Below are 20,089 nucleotides of genomic sequence, written 5' to 3' on the forward strand. Positions count from 1 at the left end.
ATTGAGTTTAAAGTTTAAGGTTAAAAGTTTCAGATTTATCTAACTTTCAACTTTTAACCTGTAACCTATTTTATTTTTCTCCTTTGATGTCTGTTCCCAGGCGTTGCAGGTAGGCGATCAGTGCGATGATCTCTTTATCTGCTTTTACCTCAATGCCACTTTCTTTCAGATTGGCAGCGATTGCCGCAGCCTGCTTATTCAGGTCTTCCAGCGCCTGTCCATCCGCATAGCCTTCGGGGTAAGGGACACCCAGTGTCTGCATGGCTTCAATTTTACCAGCCAGATTACTCACATCCAGGTCCTGCTCAAACATCCACGGATAGGGGGGCATGATAGAACCGGGTGACATAGATTCAGGATCAAGCATGTGGTGGTAGTGCCAAGAGTCAGGGTATTTACCTCCAACCCTAAGTAAATCCGGTCCGGTACGTTTGGAGCCCCATAAGAAAGGGTGATCGTATACAAACTCACCTGCTTTGGCATATTCACCATACCTTTCAGTTTCTGAACGGAACGGACGCACCATCTGTGAGTGACAGTTATTACAGCCTTCTTTGATGTATAGATCGCGACCTTCCAGTTCCAGTGGGGTATAAGGCTGTACGCTGGCGATGGTAGGTACGTTAGATTTTATCAGGAAGGTAGGAATCATTTCCACCAAACCACCGATAAGGATTGCAATCAAACTCCAGAATAATAGGGCTACCGGACGACGTTCAAACAATCTTCTATGCCAGTGCTCACCTTTATGACCCTGATAATTTTTTGAAAGAGGAGCTGCGTGAGCTTCTTCATCCTTCAGTAATGATCCATTGGAGATGGTTTTGACCATATTGTAGATCATGATAATTACCCCTGTAATGTAGAGGGTACCTCCACCAGCACGTAGCATGTACATAGGTTTGATCTGGGTCACTGTTTCCAGGAAGTTAGGATAAGCCAGCAGACCTTCCTGAGTAAATTCTTTCCACATTAAACTTTGGGTAAAGCCAGCCCAGTACAGTGGAAGAGCATAGAAGATAATTCCCAGGGTACCTATCCAGAAGTGCATGTTGGCCAGTTTCTTAGAGTAGAGCTGGGTTCTGTACAGGCGAGGAATCAGGTAGTACATCATACCAAAGATCATAAAACCATTCCATCCCAGTCCACCAATGTGCACGTGGGCGATGATCCAGTCGGTGAAGTGCGCGATAGCATTCACGTTTTTCAACGAAAGCATAGGCCCTTCAAATGTTGCCATACCATAGCAGGTGATGGCTACCACGAAGAATTTGAGGATAGGCTCTTCCCTCACTTTATCCCAGGCACCTCTAAGAGTCAACAGACCGTTCAGCATACCTCCCCAGGAAGGAGCAATTAGCATAATAGAAAATACTACACCCAGAGATTGTGCCCAGTCAGGCAAAGCATTGTACAGCAAGTGGTGAGGTCCTGCCCAGATATAGATGAAAATCAGCGCCCAGAAGTGTATAATGGATAATCTATAAGAGTAGATAGGGCGATTAGCGGCCTTGGGTACAAAGTAGTACATCAGTCCTAGAACCGGAGTCGTCAAAAAGAAAGCCACCGCATTGTGTCCGTACCACCACTGAATCAGGGCATCCTGTACACCCGCGTACCAGGAGTAGCTTTTCATAAAAGTAACTGGTAACTCAAAGTTGTTCACCAGGTGAAGTACCGCTACAGTAACGAAAGTAGCGATGTAAAACCAGATGGCTACGTACAAGTGACGCTCTCTTCTTTTCAGAATAGTGGCAAACATGTTCCAGCCAAAAATTACCCAGATTACAGCGATTGCAATATCAATAGGCCATTCCAGTTCTGCATATTCCTTACTTGAAGTAAAGCCGAATGGTAACGTAAGAACAGCAGAAAGAATGATCAGCTGCCAACCCCAGAAATTAATTTTGCTGAGGAGGTCACTATACATTCTTGTTTTTAATAACCTTTGTAAAGAATAATACAGGCCAGTAAATGTTCCATTTCCTACAAAGGCAAAGATGACGGCATTGGTATGCAGAGGGCGAATTCTCCCGAAAGTCACATACTGTAAGCCGAGGTTGAGCTGAGGAAAAACCAGTTCAAGAGCTACATAGAGTCCTACCAGCATTCCGATCAGGCCCCAGATCACTGTAGCCATAGCAAACATTCTTACGATGGCATTGTCATAGTAGAATGTTTCAAGCTGCTCTGATTGAAGCCTGAGATCAGCTTCCGATTTAGTCTTAACACTTGTTGACATATCCGATTACTTAGTATTTGATTGATTATTTTTAGACTGATCTTCGTCAAACAGAATTCGTACGGAAGGAGTATAGTCGTCATCGTACTGTCCGCTCTTGGTAGCCCAGAGAAAGGCAATCAAGAAGCCTATGGCTACAAGAAGACTAATTCCGATAAGAAGAAATATTGCACTCATGATTTCATCATTTATACACAAAGAAACTATCTGGGCGTAGGAGTAGAAATGATAGGTGTCAGGGAAAAAACTGATATATGTCAGCTTTTTAGAAACATTAAACCTGATGGCCTAACAAAACCTGTCCTATCTACTTAAAAGCTCTACGACCTGCCCAATTTACTGCCAGTGTAATAAAACTGACCACACTGACCGAACTTACCGGCATCAGTATGGCAGCAATCAGAGGGGTCAGCATACCACTCACCGCAAAGCTCAATCCGATGATATTGTAAATGAATGAGAAGAGAAAAGCTGCTTTCACAATGCGCAGGCTGGTCTTGGAAAAGCAAAGAAACTTGTACAGTTTTTTGAACTGCCGGGCATCCAGAATAGCATCGCAGGCAGGAGAGAAATGATAGATATTATCTGCTACCGCGATTCCCAGTTTGCTTTGCCTTAGCGCTCCTGCATCGTTAAGCCCATCTCCTATCATTATTGTTTGCTTTTGTTCTTCATCCAATGATTTCAGATATTCCAGCTTATTGAGAGGTGACTGGTTGAAATATAAATGGTCAAAATAAGGTTGTAGCTTTACCCTCTCCCGCTCATTATCGCCCGATAGCATATGGAGTTTGTACTTGTCTTTTAGTGATAACATCAGTTCATTAAAACCCTCACGGTACAGGTTTTCAAATTCATAATATCCTTTTACCTCTCCATTGATACTGATGTACACTCTTGTAGTTCGCTTTTCAGTGGATACTTGCCCTGTTACGAATGACTCTGCTCCGAGGAGTAGTTTGTTTCCATCCACATAAGCAATAATTCCTTTACCGGGTATCTCTTCAAAAGCATCTGTTTTGACCAGAGGAAGCTGATCATCCAGTGACTGGTAAATTGTTTTGCTGAGTGGATGGGTAGAATTTCTGACAACTGAACGAAGCCACATACTTTCCAACTGATTCAGCCTACCGCCTTCCAGCTTCAGATGCTGAGGTTTGGACTGCGTAATGGTACCGGTTTTGTCAAAAATGATGTCACTGCTACGCGCCATTTGCTCTACTGCCTCAGTATTTTTCAGGTATAGCCCCTTTTTACCGAACAGCCTTAAGGTATGGCCAAAAGTAAAAGGTACGGAAAGTGCCAGGGCACAGGGACAGGCAATGATGAGCACTGAAGTTACTGCATTAAGAATCTGGCTGCTATCCTGAAAATACCAATAAATAGCAGTAACAGCACTGATCAGCAGTATCACTGCGGTAAAGTATTTACTCACAGAATTGACCAGAGAGGTAAGCTGGGAAGTTTTTTGTTTGCTGAAAACTTCCTGGTTCCACAGGTCTGTTAGATAGCTGTTTTCTACTGGTTTCTGTATTTCAATGGTGAGCGTGCTACCTACCTGCCGCCCTCCGGCATAGAGCAGATCCCCACTGTTTTTGGAGACAGGTACAGATTCACCGGTGACAAAGCTATAGTCAATGTTGGCGTCTCCTTTCAGCAGAATTGCATCGGCAGGGATGAGTTCCTGGTTCCGGATCATGATCTTGTCACCGATCTGTAGATCTCTCAGTGCCACACTCTCTTCCCTACCACTATTTACTTTAGTAACAGCAATAGGGAAGTAGGAAGCATAGTCACGGTCATAAGAAAGCGCCTGATAGGTTTTGCTCTGATACCATTTACCAATCAGCATGAAAAAAATCAGCCCATTGAGCGAGTCCATATAACCGGGGCCCAGTTGCATCACGATTTCGTAAGTACTACGAAAAAAGAAAGCCAGCATACCCAGGGCAATAGGAAAATCTATGTTGATGAAGCGATATCGGATAGCTTTCCAGGCAGAAATCAGATAATCGGAACCTGCGTAAAAGAATACCGGCAGGGCCAGAAAGAGGTTGATATAGCCAAAAAAGACCTGATAGTCTTTGGTAAGTGAAAAATCTGTGTCCAGATATTCGGGTAAGCTCAGCAGCATGGAATTACCAAAACAAAATCCGGCAATTCCTATCTTGATGGCCAGGCTACGGTCTATATTCTTTTTGCTCTCTTTCTTACCATCGGCTAATGAAATTTCCGGCTCATAACCTACGGAAGTTAACAGCTCAACCAGCTGCCGGAGTGTAATCTTATCTTCTTCAAAGGTGATACTTACTCTCTTTTTCAGAAACTGTACACTGGAGTGTAAAATACCTTCCCTCAGTTTGTACAGATTTTCCAGCAGCCAGATGCAGGAACTGCAGTGAATGGCAGGGATGTAAAAGCTTATTTTTTTGAGGGTACCATCCTGAAAGTCATACAATTTGGCGCTGATCTCCTCATGGTCAAGGAAAGCAAATTTTTCCAGTCTGCCAGGGTTTTTTAGCTGAATACCAGGGTTATTTTCCAGATCATAGTACTGACATAAATCGCTGGCATTTAATATCTCATATACCGTTTTGCATCCCTGACAGCAAAATGTCTTCTCATCAAATGCTATGATTTCGTCTTCACAATCCTCACCACAGTGATAGCATTTCTCTTTCTCTAATGTTTCGGCCATAATCACCTTAGAATATATTTCTGCTGCTAAGGTCCCTAGATTATACCGTTTTCTGTATGATCACGATCAGAATTTATTATGACTTTTGTCAGTTTTTCAGGCACTGGCAATGAATAAAAAGTATTCATTATTATGAGCTAACTTCAGTTTTTCTATCTCTTCCCGCATAAAAGACGGAGGTGATTGGTCAGGAAAGTTATTCACAAGAAGAATATTTTTGAGGGGGTCAATGGCAAAGTGAATGGTATGGACTGAATCTTCACAAATTTTATGGACTCCCAAATCTTTGAAGTGGAAGCGAAGGTACTCAATTAGCATTTTCTCTTCATTAGCGGGAAAAGTAGAAGCATCTTTACTACAGGGGATAAGTACCGTGATCGGTATATTACGACATATGGGTGACAATACCATTCTTAGGAGCTTAATCCCCGACAAAGAAGTTAAATTGCCATCATAGATCAGGATGATTTGCTGAATTTCACACAGTTTGTCCGGGATCACCATGATGGGACAACCAGCTTTTTTGAGGACTTCATAGATAGGCTTATGCTGTCCATAATAGGTACAATCAGCATAATAATTAGCATTCCTGATTACCAGCAAATCAGCATACAGGCTCTCAGTAATCAGTTCTTTGATGCTGCTGGAATATATTACCTGCTTTTTATTGGCAAATGTGGCTTCTGCTTTTGCTGTTTCTTGTACCGAAACCCCTTGCTGCGCAGGGCTTTCGGCCTGAGTAGCTAAGGGCAGGTATGCTTCTGCCAAATCTTCCACCGTAATGCTTTCCAGATGGAATTTCATAATCTGATGGTGAGGGTGCGTGAGTTGATGATGGATAAAAGCCATTTCAAGTTGCGCATCATCCTGTCCATTAAGACATATCAAAATCTTCTTCCTGTTCATGGTCCTCACAAATTAGTTTAGATGACGGTATAGGAGGTCAATATCACAAAAGTAGAGAGAACAGAAGGGCAAGAAAATGATGGCTGTCAAACAAAAAAATGACAAATGTCAGTAAAACAAAAAAAGGGAGGGAGGGAAATGCTAAAAAAGGGAGGGAGGGAAATGCTTTGAAATAGAGGTGTTTAAAATAAAAAAAGCCCATTGCTGGGCTTAATATTTTGAGGTCAATAAAGATTTGCTGTTTTAACCAAACCTTCAGTGTCGTCTATACTGATCTTTCGTCCCTTGGTACTGATTAGTTTGTCATCTTTAAATTCATGAAGAAGTCGGATCAGCGTTTCAGTAGCTGTACCTACAATATTTGCAAGATCTTCGCGGGTGAGGTTAATCTCTACCGGACCATTTTCATGATAATCCAGGCCATAAGTATCTTTAAGCTTAAGTAAAGTGATAGCAAGACGCTCTCTAACTGTTCTTTGCGCCTGGTTGGTTAGGTTTTCAGTCATCACGCCAAATTCATGACAAACCTGCTTCATCAGTCTTTTGTTGAGGTCTGAAGAGTCATTCAGCGCCTGCAAAAAGTTTGGCCGTGACAGGAAACATATGGTACAGTCTTCCAGGGTTTCGGCAGATACTGAGTAAGGTTCCTCAGCAAGCATTGCTTTGTAACCCAACAATCCACCCTCTCCTATAATGTTGACGATCTGTTCTTTACCATCAAAACCGATCTTATATACCTTTATTTTACCCTTATTGACACAGAACACTCCCAGAGGCCGGGTACCTTCATGAAATAGTATCTGCCCCTTTTTATAGATCGTACAGGACTTATTCTGCGAAACCTCGGCAAGCTGTTTCCCGCAGAGTACATTAAACAGAGAGGAGTTTCGGGAGCGGCATTCCTCGCAGGAAATAAAAGTTTGTCCTTTTCGCATAATTAAGTATCTATTCTTAAGTAAAGCTAATTTATGAAATATGAAGCAAATTTCAAGTGTTATATACTTTAACAAACTTAAAACGGAAAGGTAAAAAATGTAGTTCACATATCTAGATGACTTAGATCATCTTATAAGTATTTTTTTGAGGATAAACATTAATTTTTTTGACATGCTTAGATTTCTATTATTTATTTTTTTGAGTGCCTGCACTTTATTCTTACCCTTTACAAGCAAAGCTCAGTTTCGTGTAGATATTGAAAGTGGGGCAGCTTTTACCGGATATAATAACATACAGGTGCCTGGTACGAGCGGAACTCGTTTTGACCTCAGTGAAGAACTGGATGTAGATGACCGTTTTTTCTATCGGGTCAAGCTTTTATATACTTTCAATGACAAACATACCATCGCTGCGCTTTATGCTCCTTTGAGCATTACGGCACAAGGATTGTCTAATCAGGAAATTCAGTTTGCCGGCTCCACATTTGCCGAAGGTGATGCGCTGAATGCCCGTTACGAATTTAATTCTTACCGTCTTACTTATCGTTATCTTTTTCCAAGAAAAGGTGATTTTCAATTTGGCTTAGGAGCTACGGCTAAGATCAGGGATGCGCTGATCAGACTGGAAGATGAAGAGCAACGTGCTACTAAAACCAACGTGGGCTTTGTACCTCTGATTAATTTTCAATTAGAATGGTTTGCCAGAGAAAAGCTAAGTTTTTTACTACAGGGAGATGCACTGGTCGGTCCCCAGGGTAGAGCAGAAGATGTTCTACTGGCAGCTTTGTTTTATCCGAGCCGCAATGTGACACTCAAAGCAGGTTACCGGATTCTGGAAGGTGGGGCAGATAATGATGAGGTATATAATTTTACATTAATCAACTACGCGGTAATTGGTGGTATTTTTACCTTCTAATTTCTATGCTCTGGCTGTTGCTTTTCTCGCATGATACTTTTGCTGATGTTGCTTAAAGTTAATGCTATGCACAATTACTAATAAAACCGAAGCAATCATAGAAGAGTACAATGCAGCTTCAAAAACCTCATGCAGCATTATGGATATGGAAAACCAGCCCGCGCCCACCCACATCAATACTTTGAGGGAATGATATTCAGCGTTACGACTGGCAAAATATACAGCGCCTATGGCCAGTATGATGAAGAGGTAATCTACCCATTCGGCATGGGTACTCCAGTCTTCATTCAGCAAACCTGCCAGTACAAGTACGGGTAAAAGTAAGCAATGAATCAGGCAAAAAATAGAACTAAGGATACCAATGGTGTCTGCTTTAGAATCTGCTGAGAACATTCAATCTTGATTTTGAAACAAAGATAGTCTATTAACGGACTTATCTGCAACTTAGTTGCATAAAAATTTAAACAAATAAAAAAGCTTCACCAACAAATGAATGGTGAAGCTTTTATGATAAATAAGTCCTTTAACGCATGCGTCTAGCGTTCAAGCTTGCGGTGGTTGTAGCCAGTATAAATCTGACGAGGACGACCGATCGGCTCTTTATTTTCGCGCATTTCTTTCCATTGAGCGATCCAGCCAGGCAGACGACCAAGCGCAAACATTACCGTAAACATATCGGTAGGGATGCCCATAGCACGATATAGTATACCTGAGTAGAAGTCTACGTTAGGGTAGAGCTTTCTTTCTTTGAAATAATCATCGTTCAGGGCAGTTTCTTCCAGTTCCTTGGCAATATCCAGCACAGGATCAGTAATACCCAGACCGCTGAGTACTTCGTCCGCATTCTTTTTGATGATTTTGGCACGAGGGTCAAAGTTTTTGTACACTCTGTGACCAAAGCCCATCAGGCGGAAAGGATCATTTTTGTCTTTTGCTTTGTCAATAAACTTCTTCACATCTCCGCCATCCTGCTTTATTTTTTCCAGCATCTCAATTACTGCCTGGTTAGCACCACCATGTAGTGGACCCCAGAGGGCGTTGATACCAGCAGAAATAGAAGCATAAAGACTGGCCTGAGAAGATCCCACGATTCTTACTGTTGATGTAGAACAGTTTTGCTCATGGTCAGCATGCAGGATCAAAAGCTTATCCAGCGCATCAGCTCGGGTAGCATCTACCTCATAACTTTCAGCAGGCAGGGCAAACATCATTTTCAGAAAGTTGCTGCAATAGTCAAGAGAGTTGTCGGGATAGCTTACCGGATGTCCGATTTTATGCTTGAAAGCCCAGGCCGCAAAGGTCGGCATCTTGGCAATGATACGGATAATGCTAAGGTTTACTTCTTCTTTGGAACGGTTGGGATCAAGCGATTCAGGATAGAAAGCGGTAAGTGAACATACCAGTGACGACAACACGCCCATAGGGTGTGCGCTGGAAGGAAAGCCATCCAGAATTTTTTTGATGTCTTCGTGTACTAGAGTATGGTGGGTAATTTCTTCCTTGAAAGCCTGAAATTCACTTTCGTTGGGCAATTCACCATAAACAAGCAGATACGCTACTTCCAGAAAATTTGACTTTGCAGTCAAGTCTTCAATAGAGTATCCACGGTAACGAAGTACGCCATTTTCTCCATCTAAGTAAGTAATGGAGCTGGTGGTAGAACCGGTATTTTTAAAGCCAGGGTCAAGAGTGATATAGCCACTCTCTGTTCTCAGCTTGCTGATATCTATACCTTTCTCTTGTTCTGATCCTTCAACAATTGGAAATTCATATGATTTCCCATCAACTTTAAGTTCCGCAGTGTTATTGGACATATTTGGAATGATTTAATAGTAATAAAAATTCAAGCTAAAAATAATGGATAACATTGTAATAAAATATTTTATAGGCTAATTGTTGCCCAGGATAAGCGGTAATCCATCACTACCATTGCCAATCACCACAACTTTTGCATTACTGGACTCCGAAAGACGAGTAGTAGCTTCAATACCCCGCATTTTCAAAAGCTCGTCAGTAAGGCTGCTATTGATAATTTTATTGGCTTCCGCTTCACCTTCAGCGGCAATACGTTTACGTTCTGCCTCACTCTTTTCTCTTTCTAATCTAAATTGATAAGCAAGAGCTTCCTGTTCTTGTTTAAGTTTATTTTCAATAGCAGTTTTAATCTGTTCAGGCAGATTAATAGAACGGATCAGCAGCGCTCTCATCTGTATGTTGTTGGATTCAGCCTGAAGAATATCTTCAGTTTCTTCAATGATTGATGTTTCCACCTCGCTGCGTTTGGTAGAATAAATTTCTTCAGCAGTATAACGGCCCATTACCCGACGAACGGTGGAACGGGTTTCAGGAATGATCAACTTATTGATGTAGCCCTCACCGAAAAGTTCGTGGATATATCCGATTTTGTCATACATAGGATGAAAACGTACAGTGACATCTACCTTCAGCGAAAGGCCATTTTTATCCAGTACGTCCATAGTTTCATCAATACTGTTTTCTTTGACATCATACACGTATATATCGTTCCAGGGAGCTTTGACCACAAAGCCGGGCTGATAAATTTGATCTTTGTCCAGCCCTCCTCCAAACTTACGGAAGATCACACCCCTTTCTCCTGAATTAATGGTGAGGAAAATACTGGATGATAAATAAATGACAGCGATAAATAAGATGACTCCAATGACGATAAAAGGCAAAAATTTTCGGTTATCCATATACAATAGGGGTTATCAGGGGTTTAATATGAGTAAGTGATAATTAAAAAAGTACTGAATAGCAATATTCAATACCAATATGAAGCCAGCCAGAATTAAAACGATTTTTAAAACACATCGTTGTTGGTAGATCAAAATAGAATTCTGAAGCATGCTTTATAAATGATATTTTTTTAACAAGGCTGTTTACTGATAAATTTTTAATTTGACACGATTTTTTGAGAATAATACCAAGTGATTGCTAATAAATAATCCTAATTTTGCGCTAAATTAATAATTACAGGCAGAAATATGTACTACAACTCAATTATAGAAACCATAGGAGATACTCCCCTGATCAAGTTGAACAAGGTGACAGAGGGTATAGAGGGTACGATACTGGTAAAAGTAGAATATTTTAATCCCGGAAATTCGGTCAAAGATCGTATCGCGATTAAGATGGTAGAAGATGCTGAGAAAGCAGGCATGATCAAGCCGGGAGGCACTATCATAGAAGGTACTTCCGGTAATACCGGAATGGGACTGGCCCTGGCTGCCATTGCCAAAGGCTACAAATGTATATTTACACTGGCCGATAAACAGTCGCAGGAAAAAATTGATATCCTCAGAGCCGTTGGCGCTGAAGTGGTGGTTTGTCCTACTAATGTTTCTCCAGACGATCCGCGCTCTTATTATTCAGTAGCCAAAAAACTGAATGAAACCATTCCCAACTCTTTCTATCCCAATCAGTACGATAACCTTTCTAACTGGAAAGCGCATTACGAAACTACCGGTCCTGAAATATGGGAGCAAACGGAAGGAAAAATAACTCATTTTGCTGCTGGTGTAGGTACAGGTGGTACCGTAAGTGGTGTTTCCAAGTACTTAAAAGAGCAAAGTGATAAGGTGTTTACTTTGGGAATTGATACCTATGGCTCTGTATTTAAGAAGTACAAAGAAACCGGAGAGTTTGATGACAATGAAGTCTTCCCTTACCTCACCGAAGGTATAGGAGAAGATATTATTCCCAAAAACGTAAATTTTGACCTGATAGATGAGTTTGTAAAAGTTACCGACAAAGACGCAGCCATTATGGCGCGTCGTCTTTCCAGAGAAGAAGGATTATTTGTGGGGTGGTCTTGTGGTTCTGCAGTTTTTGGTGCACTTAAATATGCCAGAAAACACCTGAAAAAAGATGATCTGATGGTGATCATCCTGCCCGATCATGGGACTCGTTATCTGGGTAAAATCTACAACGACAGCTGGATGAAAGACCACGGTTATCTGGAAAAAAGAGAGTTTGCTACCGCTCAGGATATTTTGAAAGCACGAAACGGACAGAGTGACCTGGTTACTGTCACATCAGATACAACAGTGGGGGAGGCTATTGGTATATTAAATTCCAAAGGAATATCGCAGATACCGGTAACAGATGGGGAATCATATGTAGGTAGCCTGACAGATTCCAAGCTTTTACATCAGTTGATTGATAACCCTGCCATCAAAACACAGCCTGTCTCCAAAGTGATGGACAAACCTTTTCAGTTTATTTCCATACACGATACGCTGGATGTTTTGTCTTCACTGATTGATAAAAATAACAAGGCTTTGCTGGTACGTGATCGACTGAACCAGGTCCACATTATAACCCGTGCGGACCTTCTGATGGCAATGAGCAATTAATCATAAAACTTGCTAAAGTTAATTGCCCGGTTCGTTGCCGGGCTTTTTTATGCATTTTGCTTTATTGCTTTTGTAAATGTTTTCTCTCAATTTGTAAGCGTTTTTTTACACTAACATTCTAATCAATTTTACAACGACTTATGAAATTACTTAAATTTAACTTATCTGTTTTATTGATTGCCGTAGTTGCTTTTGTATCCGGGGCATGCTCCTCCGGCACTACCGAAGAGTCTTCTGAAGATACCACTGACCAGACAGCAGAAATTCCACAAGATGAAGAAGTGTGGGTTGAGTTGGTAAAAGGAAGTTCTAAAGAAGGCTGGACACAGCTTAACGGAGAGGCGACCTACGAAGTGGAAAATGGGGTAGTAACCGGAACTACCAAACTGGGAGAGCCCAACAGCTTCCTGACCACCAATAAAATGTACGATGATTTTATTCTGGAATACGAAGTAAAAGTTGATCCCCGGATGAACTCAGGCGTACAGATCAGAAGTAATTCATATGAGCATGATACCACTTATGTGTATACTGATGACGAAGGAAATACGGTAGAAAAAACGGTGGAATCTCCCCGTGTACATGGCTATCAGGTAGAGATTGACCCTTCTGAGCGTGGTTATAGCGGTGGAATCTATGACGAAGCCCGCCGAGGCTGGTTAGCAGATTTATCGGAAAATGAAGAAGGACGTACTGCTTTTAAAAATAACGAATGGAATAAGTACCGTGTTGAAGCCAAAGGAGATACAATCCGCACGTTTATCAATGGCATACAGACTGCCGAACTGGTAGATGATATGACTGACAGCGGGTTCATCGGGCTTCAGGTTCACTCTACCAAAATTGAAGAACCTATGCAAGTGCAGTGGAGAAATATCAGGATTCAAGAGCTGTGATGGTGTTATAGTGCAATAGTGTTAGGGTTAATTTTGAGAGCATTTCTTTTAACCCTTACACTGTAACACTAAGAACCATTAATAAGGATCAACATCTATTGTAGTACTTGTTCTTTTGAGCTGCTTGTCTTTTTCTAAAATGTTGCAGGCATCAATAATAATCTTTTTTGCTTCCTGAATAAAAGTTTGCTTCTTCTCTAACTTGATCATCAGCTGCATCAGGTATTGGTTTCTTAGGCGGGAAATCAATGGTTCTTCCGGACCTAATACTCTTTTTGGACCCAGCACATCTCTTAAATTCTCACTGAGTCGCCTGGCAGCTTTACTGCAAATTAATTTATCAGGGTTTTTGATGGTGATGCGGATAAGTCTTACAAATGGCGGATAGTGATATTCCTGCCGTTCGGCAATCTCTTCCTGAAAAAGTCCGATGTAGTCGTTAGAAACGATTTTGTGAAGAATTGGCTGCTCTACATTTGTGGTCTGGATAATCACTTTACCTACTTTGTCGCGTCTGCCGGAGCGGCCACTTACCTGCGTGATCAATTGAAAAGTACGTTCGTGTGAACGGAAATCAGGAAAATGGATCATCCGATCAGCGTCCAGTATGCCCACCAGGCTTACGGCATCAAAATCCAGCCCTTTGCTCACCATTTGTGTACCCACCAGGATATCAAGTTCCTGTTTGGCGAAGGCGTCAATGATATTCTGATAACTATTCTTCTTGCGGGTAGTATCCAGGTCCATGCGCTGTACTCTGGCATTGGGAATGAGCATCTGAATTTCTTCTTCCAGCTTTTCTGTACCATAACCAGCAGTTCTGAGTTTGGTTGAGCCACAGGCTTCGCATTCCAGGTGCAGTTTTTCATGATGGCCGCAGTAATGACAGCGGAGTTCGTAGGCAAACTGATGATAAGTGAGGCTCACATCACACTGCTCACATTTGGGAATATGACCACAGTCTTCACAAAAAATATAAGGTGAATAACCTCGTCGGTTCTGGAAAATGATCACCTGCTCCTGCAGACCAAGCGTGGCTTCCATATGCTGAAGTAGTACAGAAGAAAAATCCTCCCGCATGGTACGGCGTTTCCTTTCTTTGCGGATGTCTACCAATTCTATTTCAGGAAGTTGAGCATTACCAAATCTGCGATTTAGCTGTACCAAACCATATTTCCCTTGTATAGCATTTTGGTAAGACTCAATAGAGGGTGTGGCAGAGCCCAACAATGTTTTGGCGTGGTGCATTTTTGCCAGTACAATCGCTACATCCCGCGCATGATAGCGAGGGGCAGGATCAAACTGCTTGTAGGAAATTTCGTGCTCTTCGTCAATGATGACCAGTCCCAGATTTTCAAAAGGAAGCAATACTGCGGAACGAACACCAACCACCAGAGGATAGCGTCCATCCAGTATTCCCTGCCAGACTTCCACCCGTTCATTGTCAGAAAATTTGGAATGGTAGATGCCCATCTGGTCACCAAAGATTTTCTTCAGGCGGTAAACGATTTGTGTGGTAAGCGCAATTTCAGGTAAAAGATAAAGCACCTGCCCCCCGCTGGAGAGGACATCCTGAATGAGGTCAATGTAGATTTCGGTTTTTCCACTCCCTGTCACACCATGAAGCAGCACAGCATCTTTATCCTCAAAATGCTTTAAAATTTGGTTTTTAGCTTCCTGTTGAGTTTCAGTAAGCTGTATTTTGCCTTCCTGAGTAGGGGCTACCGGTTGAAAACGTGAAACGATCTCCTCAAACTCTTCTAAAACGCCATTTTTAACCAGTGTATTAACTGAGGAGGTAGATACACTTTCATTGTTCAGAGAGGATTTGAGTAAGCCTCTTTCGTTGTCTTCAAGTTTTTGATAGGCTGGCTTAAGCTGAAGGTAGCGGAGGAGTACATCCAATTGTTTGGGCTGTTTTTCCAACTCTTCAAAAAGCTTTTCCAGGCTGATATTGTCATGGGCGTACTTTTTGCTCAGCCTAACTCTTTTCACAATTTTAGGACGGTATTTTTCTTTTACCTCTTCAAAGATCAGTACAGCTTCTTTGCGGATCAGTGATTTGATGACATGATAAAAATTTTTCTCATTGAGCAGGTTGCCAATCTCATTGTAAGTAAGTGTCTGTTTTTCCTGTAGTGCTTCTATGACCTGATATTCTTTGTCATTGAAGCTGCCTTCATACTCTTCCAGGTCAAATTCAGGATTCATTTGCACTTTTGACTCACTGCTCAGCTTTAGCCCGGAGGGCAAAGCCACGTTTAGCACTTCTCCTACGGTGCAGGCGTAGTAATCGGCTATCCAATGAAAATGCCTGATCTGTACAGGATGGACTACTGCCTGCTCATCCAGAACTTCCAGTATGTAGCGAGCCTGATATTTTTTAGGAGGAGTTTGATGAAGTTTACCTATTACCCCGGTAAGCACTTTTTTACTCCCAAACTGCACGATCACCCGGCTTCCTACCTGTACAATCTGTTCCAGATCTTTGGGAATACGATAAGTAAAAAGCTTAGGAATAGGTACCGGTAGCATCACATCGGCAAACCAGGTAATACGCTCGTCGGGGGCTTCTACGTTGAGTTTTAACTGATCCAAAGTATAATGTAAACAGTATTGTTGCTGAAAGAATTTCTAAATCAATGAATTTGAAAATTACATAACTTCATGCACTTTCAGAAATTCAACGCAACTCTACTTTGCTAAAGTTCTGCCTGCCCCTTAATCTAGTAAACTTGGGTATTCTAATACTTTAGAAAAGTACTATTTTCAGAGATTTGCTCTAATGCAGCTTCTTTGGTATGAACTGGCATTTTGCAGGCCTTATCAAAACAAACGTATACAGTGGTTTTGCCATCAATAGCTTTTCTGTCTTTGAGCAAAGGTAAGTCGCTACCTTTTTCCGTACCGACAAGTAGCCGGTTGGGTATATAGTGGGAGAGAAAAGTTTTGGCGTATGATTTACTGTCGTTTCCAATAATGGCTATTTCCAGGCTGGCTTGCATCATTTCCATGTACAGACAAGCCCAGTTGCTCAGGTATGCAGGGTCACTATCCAGCATTTTGAGCATCCTTTTCATCATCCTTTCACTCATCTCTTTGTACTTAGTATCATCCAGAAGCAATGAGAGACGATACAGGTTTTTTGCCATCGCTGAGTTCGAGGCAGGTATCACATTGTCAAAAAACTCCTTCTTGCGGGCAATGAGCTGACTTTCCTCATTGGTATAGTGGAAGAAACCTTCTTCTTTATCATAAAAATGATCTACCACAAAAGCTGTTAAATGCTCCGCATGACGTAGCCATTGTTCATCAAAACTGATCTGATACATGGCGATAAAGGCATCTATCACAAAAGCATAATCGTCCAGATAGCCTTCCAGATACGCTTTACCATCTTTATAGCTACGATACAGGCTGGCCCTGTCACCCTGCTGCCTCATGAGCTTATCAACGATGAAATGTGCATTACGAAGTGCAAGTTCAAGAATACTGGTATCCTGTATTGTGGCATAAGCATCGGCAAGTCCTTTGAGCATAAGGCCATTCCAACTGCACAGAATTTTATCGTCTAGTCCAGGGCGGGTTCTTTCTTCTCTTTTCTGTAAAAGCTTTGTCTTACTTTCCTGGAGTATTTTTGAGAATTTAGTTCTGTCTAATTCATATTTTTTAGCGAAGCGATCTTCTGTCGCTGAGCAGTGAAGAATATTATAATCATGCTCCCAGTTTCCTTCTTTTTTAACATGATAGAAATCGCTCATCATTTCAGCGGTTTCCCCTAAAGTTTCCTGAAATTCATCATAGGTCCATACATAGAACTTGCCTTCTATTCCCTCACTATCAGCATCCAGGGCACTGTAGAAACCACCTTCCTTGTTAGTCATCTCGCGAGAGATAAAGGCTACAGTTTCTTCCATTACTTTTTTGTAAAGCGGCTTATGTGTTAATGCATAAGTTTCAGCATAAAGGCTAAGCAACTGCCCATTATCGTATAGCATCTTTTCAAAGTGAGGAGCAAACCAGCGTTCGTCTACTGAATAACGGGCAAAGCCGCCACCGACCTGATCATAAATTCCTCCGAATGCCATCTGGTCAAGTGTCAGCTGCAGTTGGTTGAGTGCCTCCTTATCTTTAGTGTAATAATGATAGTGGAGAAGAAACAGCCAGTTGCTGGGCATTGGAAATTTAGGTGCTCTTTTCATTCCTCCTTTTTCCTTATCAAAGTTAGAAGAAAACTTTTCGTAAGCCCTGCCTAGCAGTTCACGATAAGCCTGTTGCTCCATCTGCTGCTCATCTTCTATAATGCCGAAGCGCTGAAGTTCGCTATGCGAAAGGTGATGGGCAAACTGCTCAGCAGATTCTTCCAGCTTTGCTCTCTGTTGGTCATAAGCCGTGCGCACATTGTGTAACAACTTAGTCCACTGCGCAGGGGGAAAGTATGTGCCACCATAAAAAGGCTTTTGATCGGGTAGTAAAAAGACATTGAGTGGCCAGCCGCCTTGTATGCCCATGCTTTGTACCGCTTCCATATAAATCTGATCTACGTCAGGTCGCTCTTCTCTGTCTACTTTGATACACACAAAGTTTTCACTCATGTACTTGCCAATCTCCTCATTTTCAAAACTCTCTTTTTCCATGACATGGCACCAGTGACAGGACGAATAACCAATACTGAGAATAATAGGTTTATCTTCATCCCGAGCCTTTTTGAGGGCTTTTTCATTCCAGGTATGCCAGTCTACCGGGTTATGTGCATGCTGAAGGAGATAGGGACTTTTTTCCTTGGCAAGCTGGTTGGTATATTTATGGTGAATTGTACTCATAATAATTGTTTTTTAAGTGCCTCAACTTCATTTCGCACATCTACTTGCTTACTTAAGAGATTAAGTTGCTCAATAGTTTTCAGAATAAACTGCTGATGCTGCTTTGAAGCAGGCTGAAACGAACGATGTGCTAAAGCCCTCTTTATCTTTTCCCATTCTTTTAAGAATTCACGTGCTTCTACATCCAGGTAGGCACTCACCCATTGTTCCCAGATATAATCTTCAGCTACTTCGGTAGGATGTATCATGTCTGCCTTGTAGAAGCGATAATCTCTTAGATCATCCATCATCAATTCATAACTGGGGAAATAGGCAGTGTTTTCAGGATAATTTTGTACGATTTCTTCTACTGCCAAACGAAGTGTAGCTTTACTTACTGTATTTTGAACCAGAGTGTCTCTGATATGCCTTACCGGGCTCACAGAAAAAATAAAACGCGCCTTTTGGTTTATGCCATGGAAGTTTTCATAAAAATGAGTGAAGCGAGTTTGAATCTCCTCGGGCTTCAATATTTTCTTTTCAAAAATAGCGGAAGGCATTTTGTGGCAGTTGGCTACGATTTCACCATTATTTTTTTTTTCGTAGTAGAAAGCAGTACCCAGCGTGATAATAATCCAGTCTGCGTTTTCTAGAAAATTATGCGTTTGCGACAAGGCATTTTCAATTTGCTTTTGTAGTCCCTCCTTACTTTCTGAAGCAAAATCCGAGTGAAAGTTATAATTGTAATGTACATTATCTCTCAACAGGTAGCTGTCTTCCTTTGGTGGTTGATTATTGAGGGAGTGAATCAACAAATTGAAAATGGAAGCAGGGTTGAAAAGTGTCCCGAAGGGATTGTTATAAGCATCAAACTTGTTTTCTGTCAATCTTTTACCAATGGCTTGCGCAAAGCAGGAGCCTATGCTCAGCACCTTTGAACTGAGCTGTAGTTTGTCAGAAGATGGCGTGATGGTAACCGGCGTTCTAAACATAAAAAAATAAGTAGGTTAGAACCGTATAATAACAAAAAAGCACCCCAAAAGATAGGAGTGCTTTTCAAAAAATGTTCTGGAAAATAATGGAGACTTAGCCTTCCACTACTTTAATAGTGATCTCATGTTTAACTTCCTTGTGCAAGTCAATCTCAGCAGTATACTCTCCCAGGTTTTTGATCTCCTGGTTGAAAGTGATTTTGCGACGGTCAATCTCAAAACCTTTATCTTTGAGTGCATCTGCTATCTGTAGGGTAGTTACAGCACCAAATATTTTTCCGCTTTCACCAGCTTTGGCAGGAATTTCAAGGGTAAGGTCTCCCATTTTTGCTGCTTTCGCTTCAGCGTCACTTTTGATTTTCTCAGCTTTATGAGAAGCCTGGCGTACATTTTCCTCAGCCATTTTCAGGTTAGAAGTACTTGCGATAATAGCAAGCCCCTGAGGAATCAGGTAATTTCTTCCGTAACCTGGTTTTACCGATACAATGTCATTTTTATAACCCAGGCCTTTGATATCATCTTTAAGAATAACGTCCATGTTTGTTACATTAATGGTTAATGGATGTGCATTTAAAGCCTCCCTTAAAAGGAAGACTTGTAATGACTTCCTTACTTCAGATTATCATCCACATAAGGTAAAAGAGCCAAATGTCTTGCTCTCTTAACGGCCTGTGCTACTTTCTTCTGATATTTCAGGCTGGTTCCGGTGATACGGCGAGGTAAAATTTTGCCCTGATCATTGACAAGTTTCAGCAGAAAGTCCGGATTTTTATAATCAATATACTTGATACCTTGCTTCTTGAAGCGGCAGTATTTTTTCTTATTCTCAGTTTTGTTACTGATTACGGGTTCGTTCTGTAATGTCATGATGCTGACTCCTCCTTAGCCTCTTTTTTAGATTTTTTGAATTCTCCTTTTCTTCTTCTTTCGTTGTACTCTACTGCATGCTTATCTAAAGCCACAGTCAAATAGCGCAAAATCCTGTCGTCACGTCTATATTCAGTTTCTAGAGTAGTCACTACCGAAGGTTCAACATTAAATTCTACCAAATTATAAAAACCTGTAGTTTTATGTTGAATGGAGTAAGCAAGTTTGCGCAAGCCCCAGTGCTCTACGTTGATCACGTCGGCACCGTTGTCTTTAAGGATTTGTACAAACTTACCGGCAGCATCCTTCATCTGATCTTCAGACAAAACGGGATTTAAAATGAATACTGTCTCGTAATTTTTCTTAAATTCCATTGTTTATTTTTCGTTAACTGGAAAAGAGGTGCAAATTTACAATTATTTTGATTCTAACAAAAAGTTATTAGCTTTCATTTGATAG

At 41.4% G+C, this 20,089-nt stretch carries 17 protein-coding genes; 3 read left to right on the forward strand and 14 right to left on the reverse strand.

Features of this window, described 5'->3' with window-relative positions:
- Positions 1-70 precede the first annotated feature (70 nt).
- The 5 genes from ccoN to WJR50_RS05385 form a co-directional block, all read right to left on the reverse strand.
- Complete coding sequence (gene ccoN / locus WJR50_RS05365) at positions 71-2,242, reverse strand: cytochrome-c oxidase, cbb3-type subunit I (RefSeq protein WP_341292206.1); 2,172 nt, start codon at positions 2,240-2,242, stop codon at positions 71-73.
- 6 nt (positions 2,243-2,248) lie between these two features.
- The gene (gene ccoS, locus WJR50_RS05370) at positions 2,249-2,419 is read right to left on the reverse strand and encodes a cbb3-type cytochrome oxidase assembly protein CcoS (protein ID WP_341292207.1); all 171 of its coding nucleotides are present in this window, start codon (positions 2,417-2,419) and stop codon (positions 2,249-2,251) included.
- 130 nt (positions 2,420-2,549) lie between these two features.
- Entirely contained in the window at positions 2,550-4,940 is a 2,391-nt protein-coding gene (locus WJR50_RS05375) for a heavy metal translocating P-type ATPase (RefSeq protein WP_341292208.1), read from the reverse strand.
- Between the two features lie 96 nt (positions 4,941-5,036).
- Positions 5,037-5,846: a hypothetical protein gene (locus WJR50_RS05380; protein ID WP_341292209.1), complete on the reverse strand. Its 810-nt coding sequence runs from the start codon at positions 5,844-5,846 to the stop codon at positions 5,037-5,039.
- A gap of 224 nt (positions 5,847-6,070) precedes the next feature.
- Positions 6,071-6,781: a Crp/Fnr family transcriptional regulator gene (locus tag WJR50_RS05385; protein ID WP_341292210.1), complete on the reverse strand. Its 711-nt coding sequence runs from the start codon at positions 6,779-6,781 to the stop codon at positions 6,071-6,073.
- Positions 6,782-6,953: 172 nt separating this feature from the next.
- Between WJR50_RS05385 and WJR50_RS05390 the strand changes: the two genes are divergently transcribed.
- A complete protein-coding gene (locus tag WJR50_RS05390; protein WP_341292211.1) occupies positions 6,954-7,697 on the forward strand; it encodes a hypothetical protein in 744 nt (247 codons plus the stop codon).
- A 3-nt stretch (positions 7,698-7,700) separates the two neighbouring features.
- Here WJR50_RS05390 and WJR50_RS05395 read toward each other — a convergent pair whose 3' ends face one another.
- The 3 genes from WJR50_RS05395 to WJR50_RS05405 all read right to left on the reverse strand — a co-directional run bounded on the left by WJR50_RS05395 (position 7,701) and on the right by WJR50_RS05405 (position 10,411).
- Positions 7,701-8,090 (reverse strand): MerC domain-containing protein, encoded by a 390-nt coding sequence (locus WJR50_RS05395; RefSeq protein WP_341292212.1) that lies wholly within the window; start codon positions 8,088-8,090, stop codon positions 7,701-7,703.
- Positions 8,091-8,233: 143 nt separating this feature from the next.
- Entirely contained in the window at positions 8,234-9,511 is a 1,278-nt protein-coding gene (locus tag WJR50_RS05400; RefSeq protein WP_341292213.1) for a citrate synthase, read from the reverse strand.
- A 75-nt stretch (positions 9,512-9,586) separates the two neighbouring features.
- Entirely contained in the window at positions 9,587-10,411 is an 825-nt protein-coding gene (locus WJR50_RS05405; protein WP_341292214.1) for a prohibitin family protein, read from the reverse strand.
- Between the two features lie 291 nt (positions 10,412-10,702).
- Between WJR50_RS05405 and WJR50_RS05410 the strand changes: the two genes are divergently transcribed.
- A complete protein-coding gene (locus WJR50_RS05410; RefSeq protein ID WP_341292215.1) occupies positions 10,703-12,073 on the forward strand; it encodes a cystathionine beta-synthase in 1,371 nt (456 codons plus the stop codon).
- A gap of 140 nt (positions 12,074-12,213) precedes the next feature.
- Positions 12,214-12,969: a 3-keto-disaccharide hydrolase gene (locus WJR50_RS05415; RefSeq protein WP_341292216.1), complete on the forward strand. Its 756-nt coding sequence runs from the start codon at positions 12,214-12,216 to the stop codon at positions 12,967-12,969.
- A gap of 78 nt (positions 12,970-13,047) precedes the next feature.
- Here the strand turns inward: WJR50_RS05415 and priA are convergent, their stop codons facing one another.
- The 6 genes from priA to rpsF form a co-directional block, all read right to left on the reverse strand.
- Positions 13,048-15,504, reverse strand: a complete 2,457-nt coding sequence (gene priA / locus WJR50_RS05420) for a replication restart helicase PriA (RefSeq protein ID WP_510167118.1) — start codon at positions 15,502-15,504, stop codon at positions 13,048-13,050.
- 209 nt (positions 15,505-15,713) lie between these two features.
- Entirely contained in the window at positions 15,714-17,792 is a 2,079-nt protein-coding gene (locus tag WJR50_RS05425) for a thioredoxin domain-containing protein (protein WP_341292218.1), read from the reverse strand.
- Entirely contained in the window at positions 17,789-18,763 is a 975-nt protein-coding gene (locus WJR50_RS05430) for a GSCFA domain-containing protein (RefSeq protein ID WP_341292219.1), read from the reverse strand. Before WJR50_RS05430 ends, WJR50_RS05425 begins: the two co-directional genes overlap by 4 nt.
- 94 nt (positions 18,764-18,857) lie before the next feature.
- The gene (rplI, locus tag WJR50_RS05435; protein ID WP_341292220.1) at positions 18,858-19,301 is read right to left on the reverse strand and encodes a 50S ribosomal protein L9; all 444 of its coding nucleotides are present in this window, start codon (positions 19,299-19,301) and stop codon (positions 18,858-18,860) included.
- 71 nt (positions 19,302-19,372) lie between these two features.
- Positions 19,373-19,630 carry a 30S ribosomal protein S18 gene (gene rpsR / locus WJR50_RS05440; protein WP_341292221.1) on the reverse strand — a complete coding sequence of 86 codons (258 nt, stop codon included), beginning with the start codon at positions 19,628-19,630 and terminating at the stop codon, positions 19,373-19,375.
- Positions 19,627-20,004 carry a 30S ribosomal protein S6 gene (gene rpsF / locus WJR50_RS05445; protein WP_341292222.1) on the reverse strand — a complete coding sequence of 126 codons (378 nt, stop codon included), beginning with the start codon at positions 20,002-20,004 and terminating at the stop codon, positions 19,627-19,629. The genes rpsR and rpsF overlap by 4 nt, the downstream gene beginning before the upstream one ends.
- Between the last annotated feature and the right edge of the window lie 85 nt (positions 20,005-20,089).

The organism is Catalinimonas locisalis, assembly GCF_038039535.1.
Classification (GTDB): Bacteria; Bacteroidota; Bacteroidia; order Cytophagales; family Cyclobacteriaceae; genus Catalinimonas.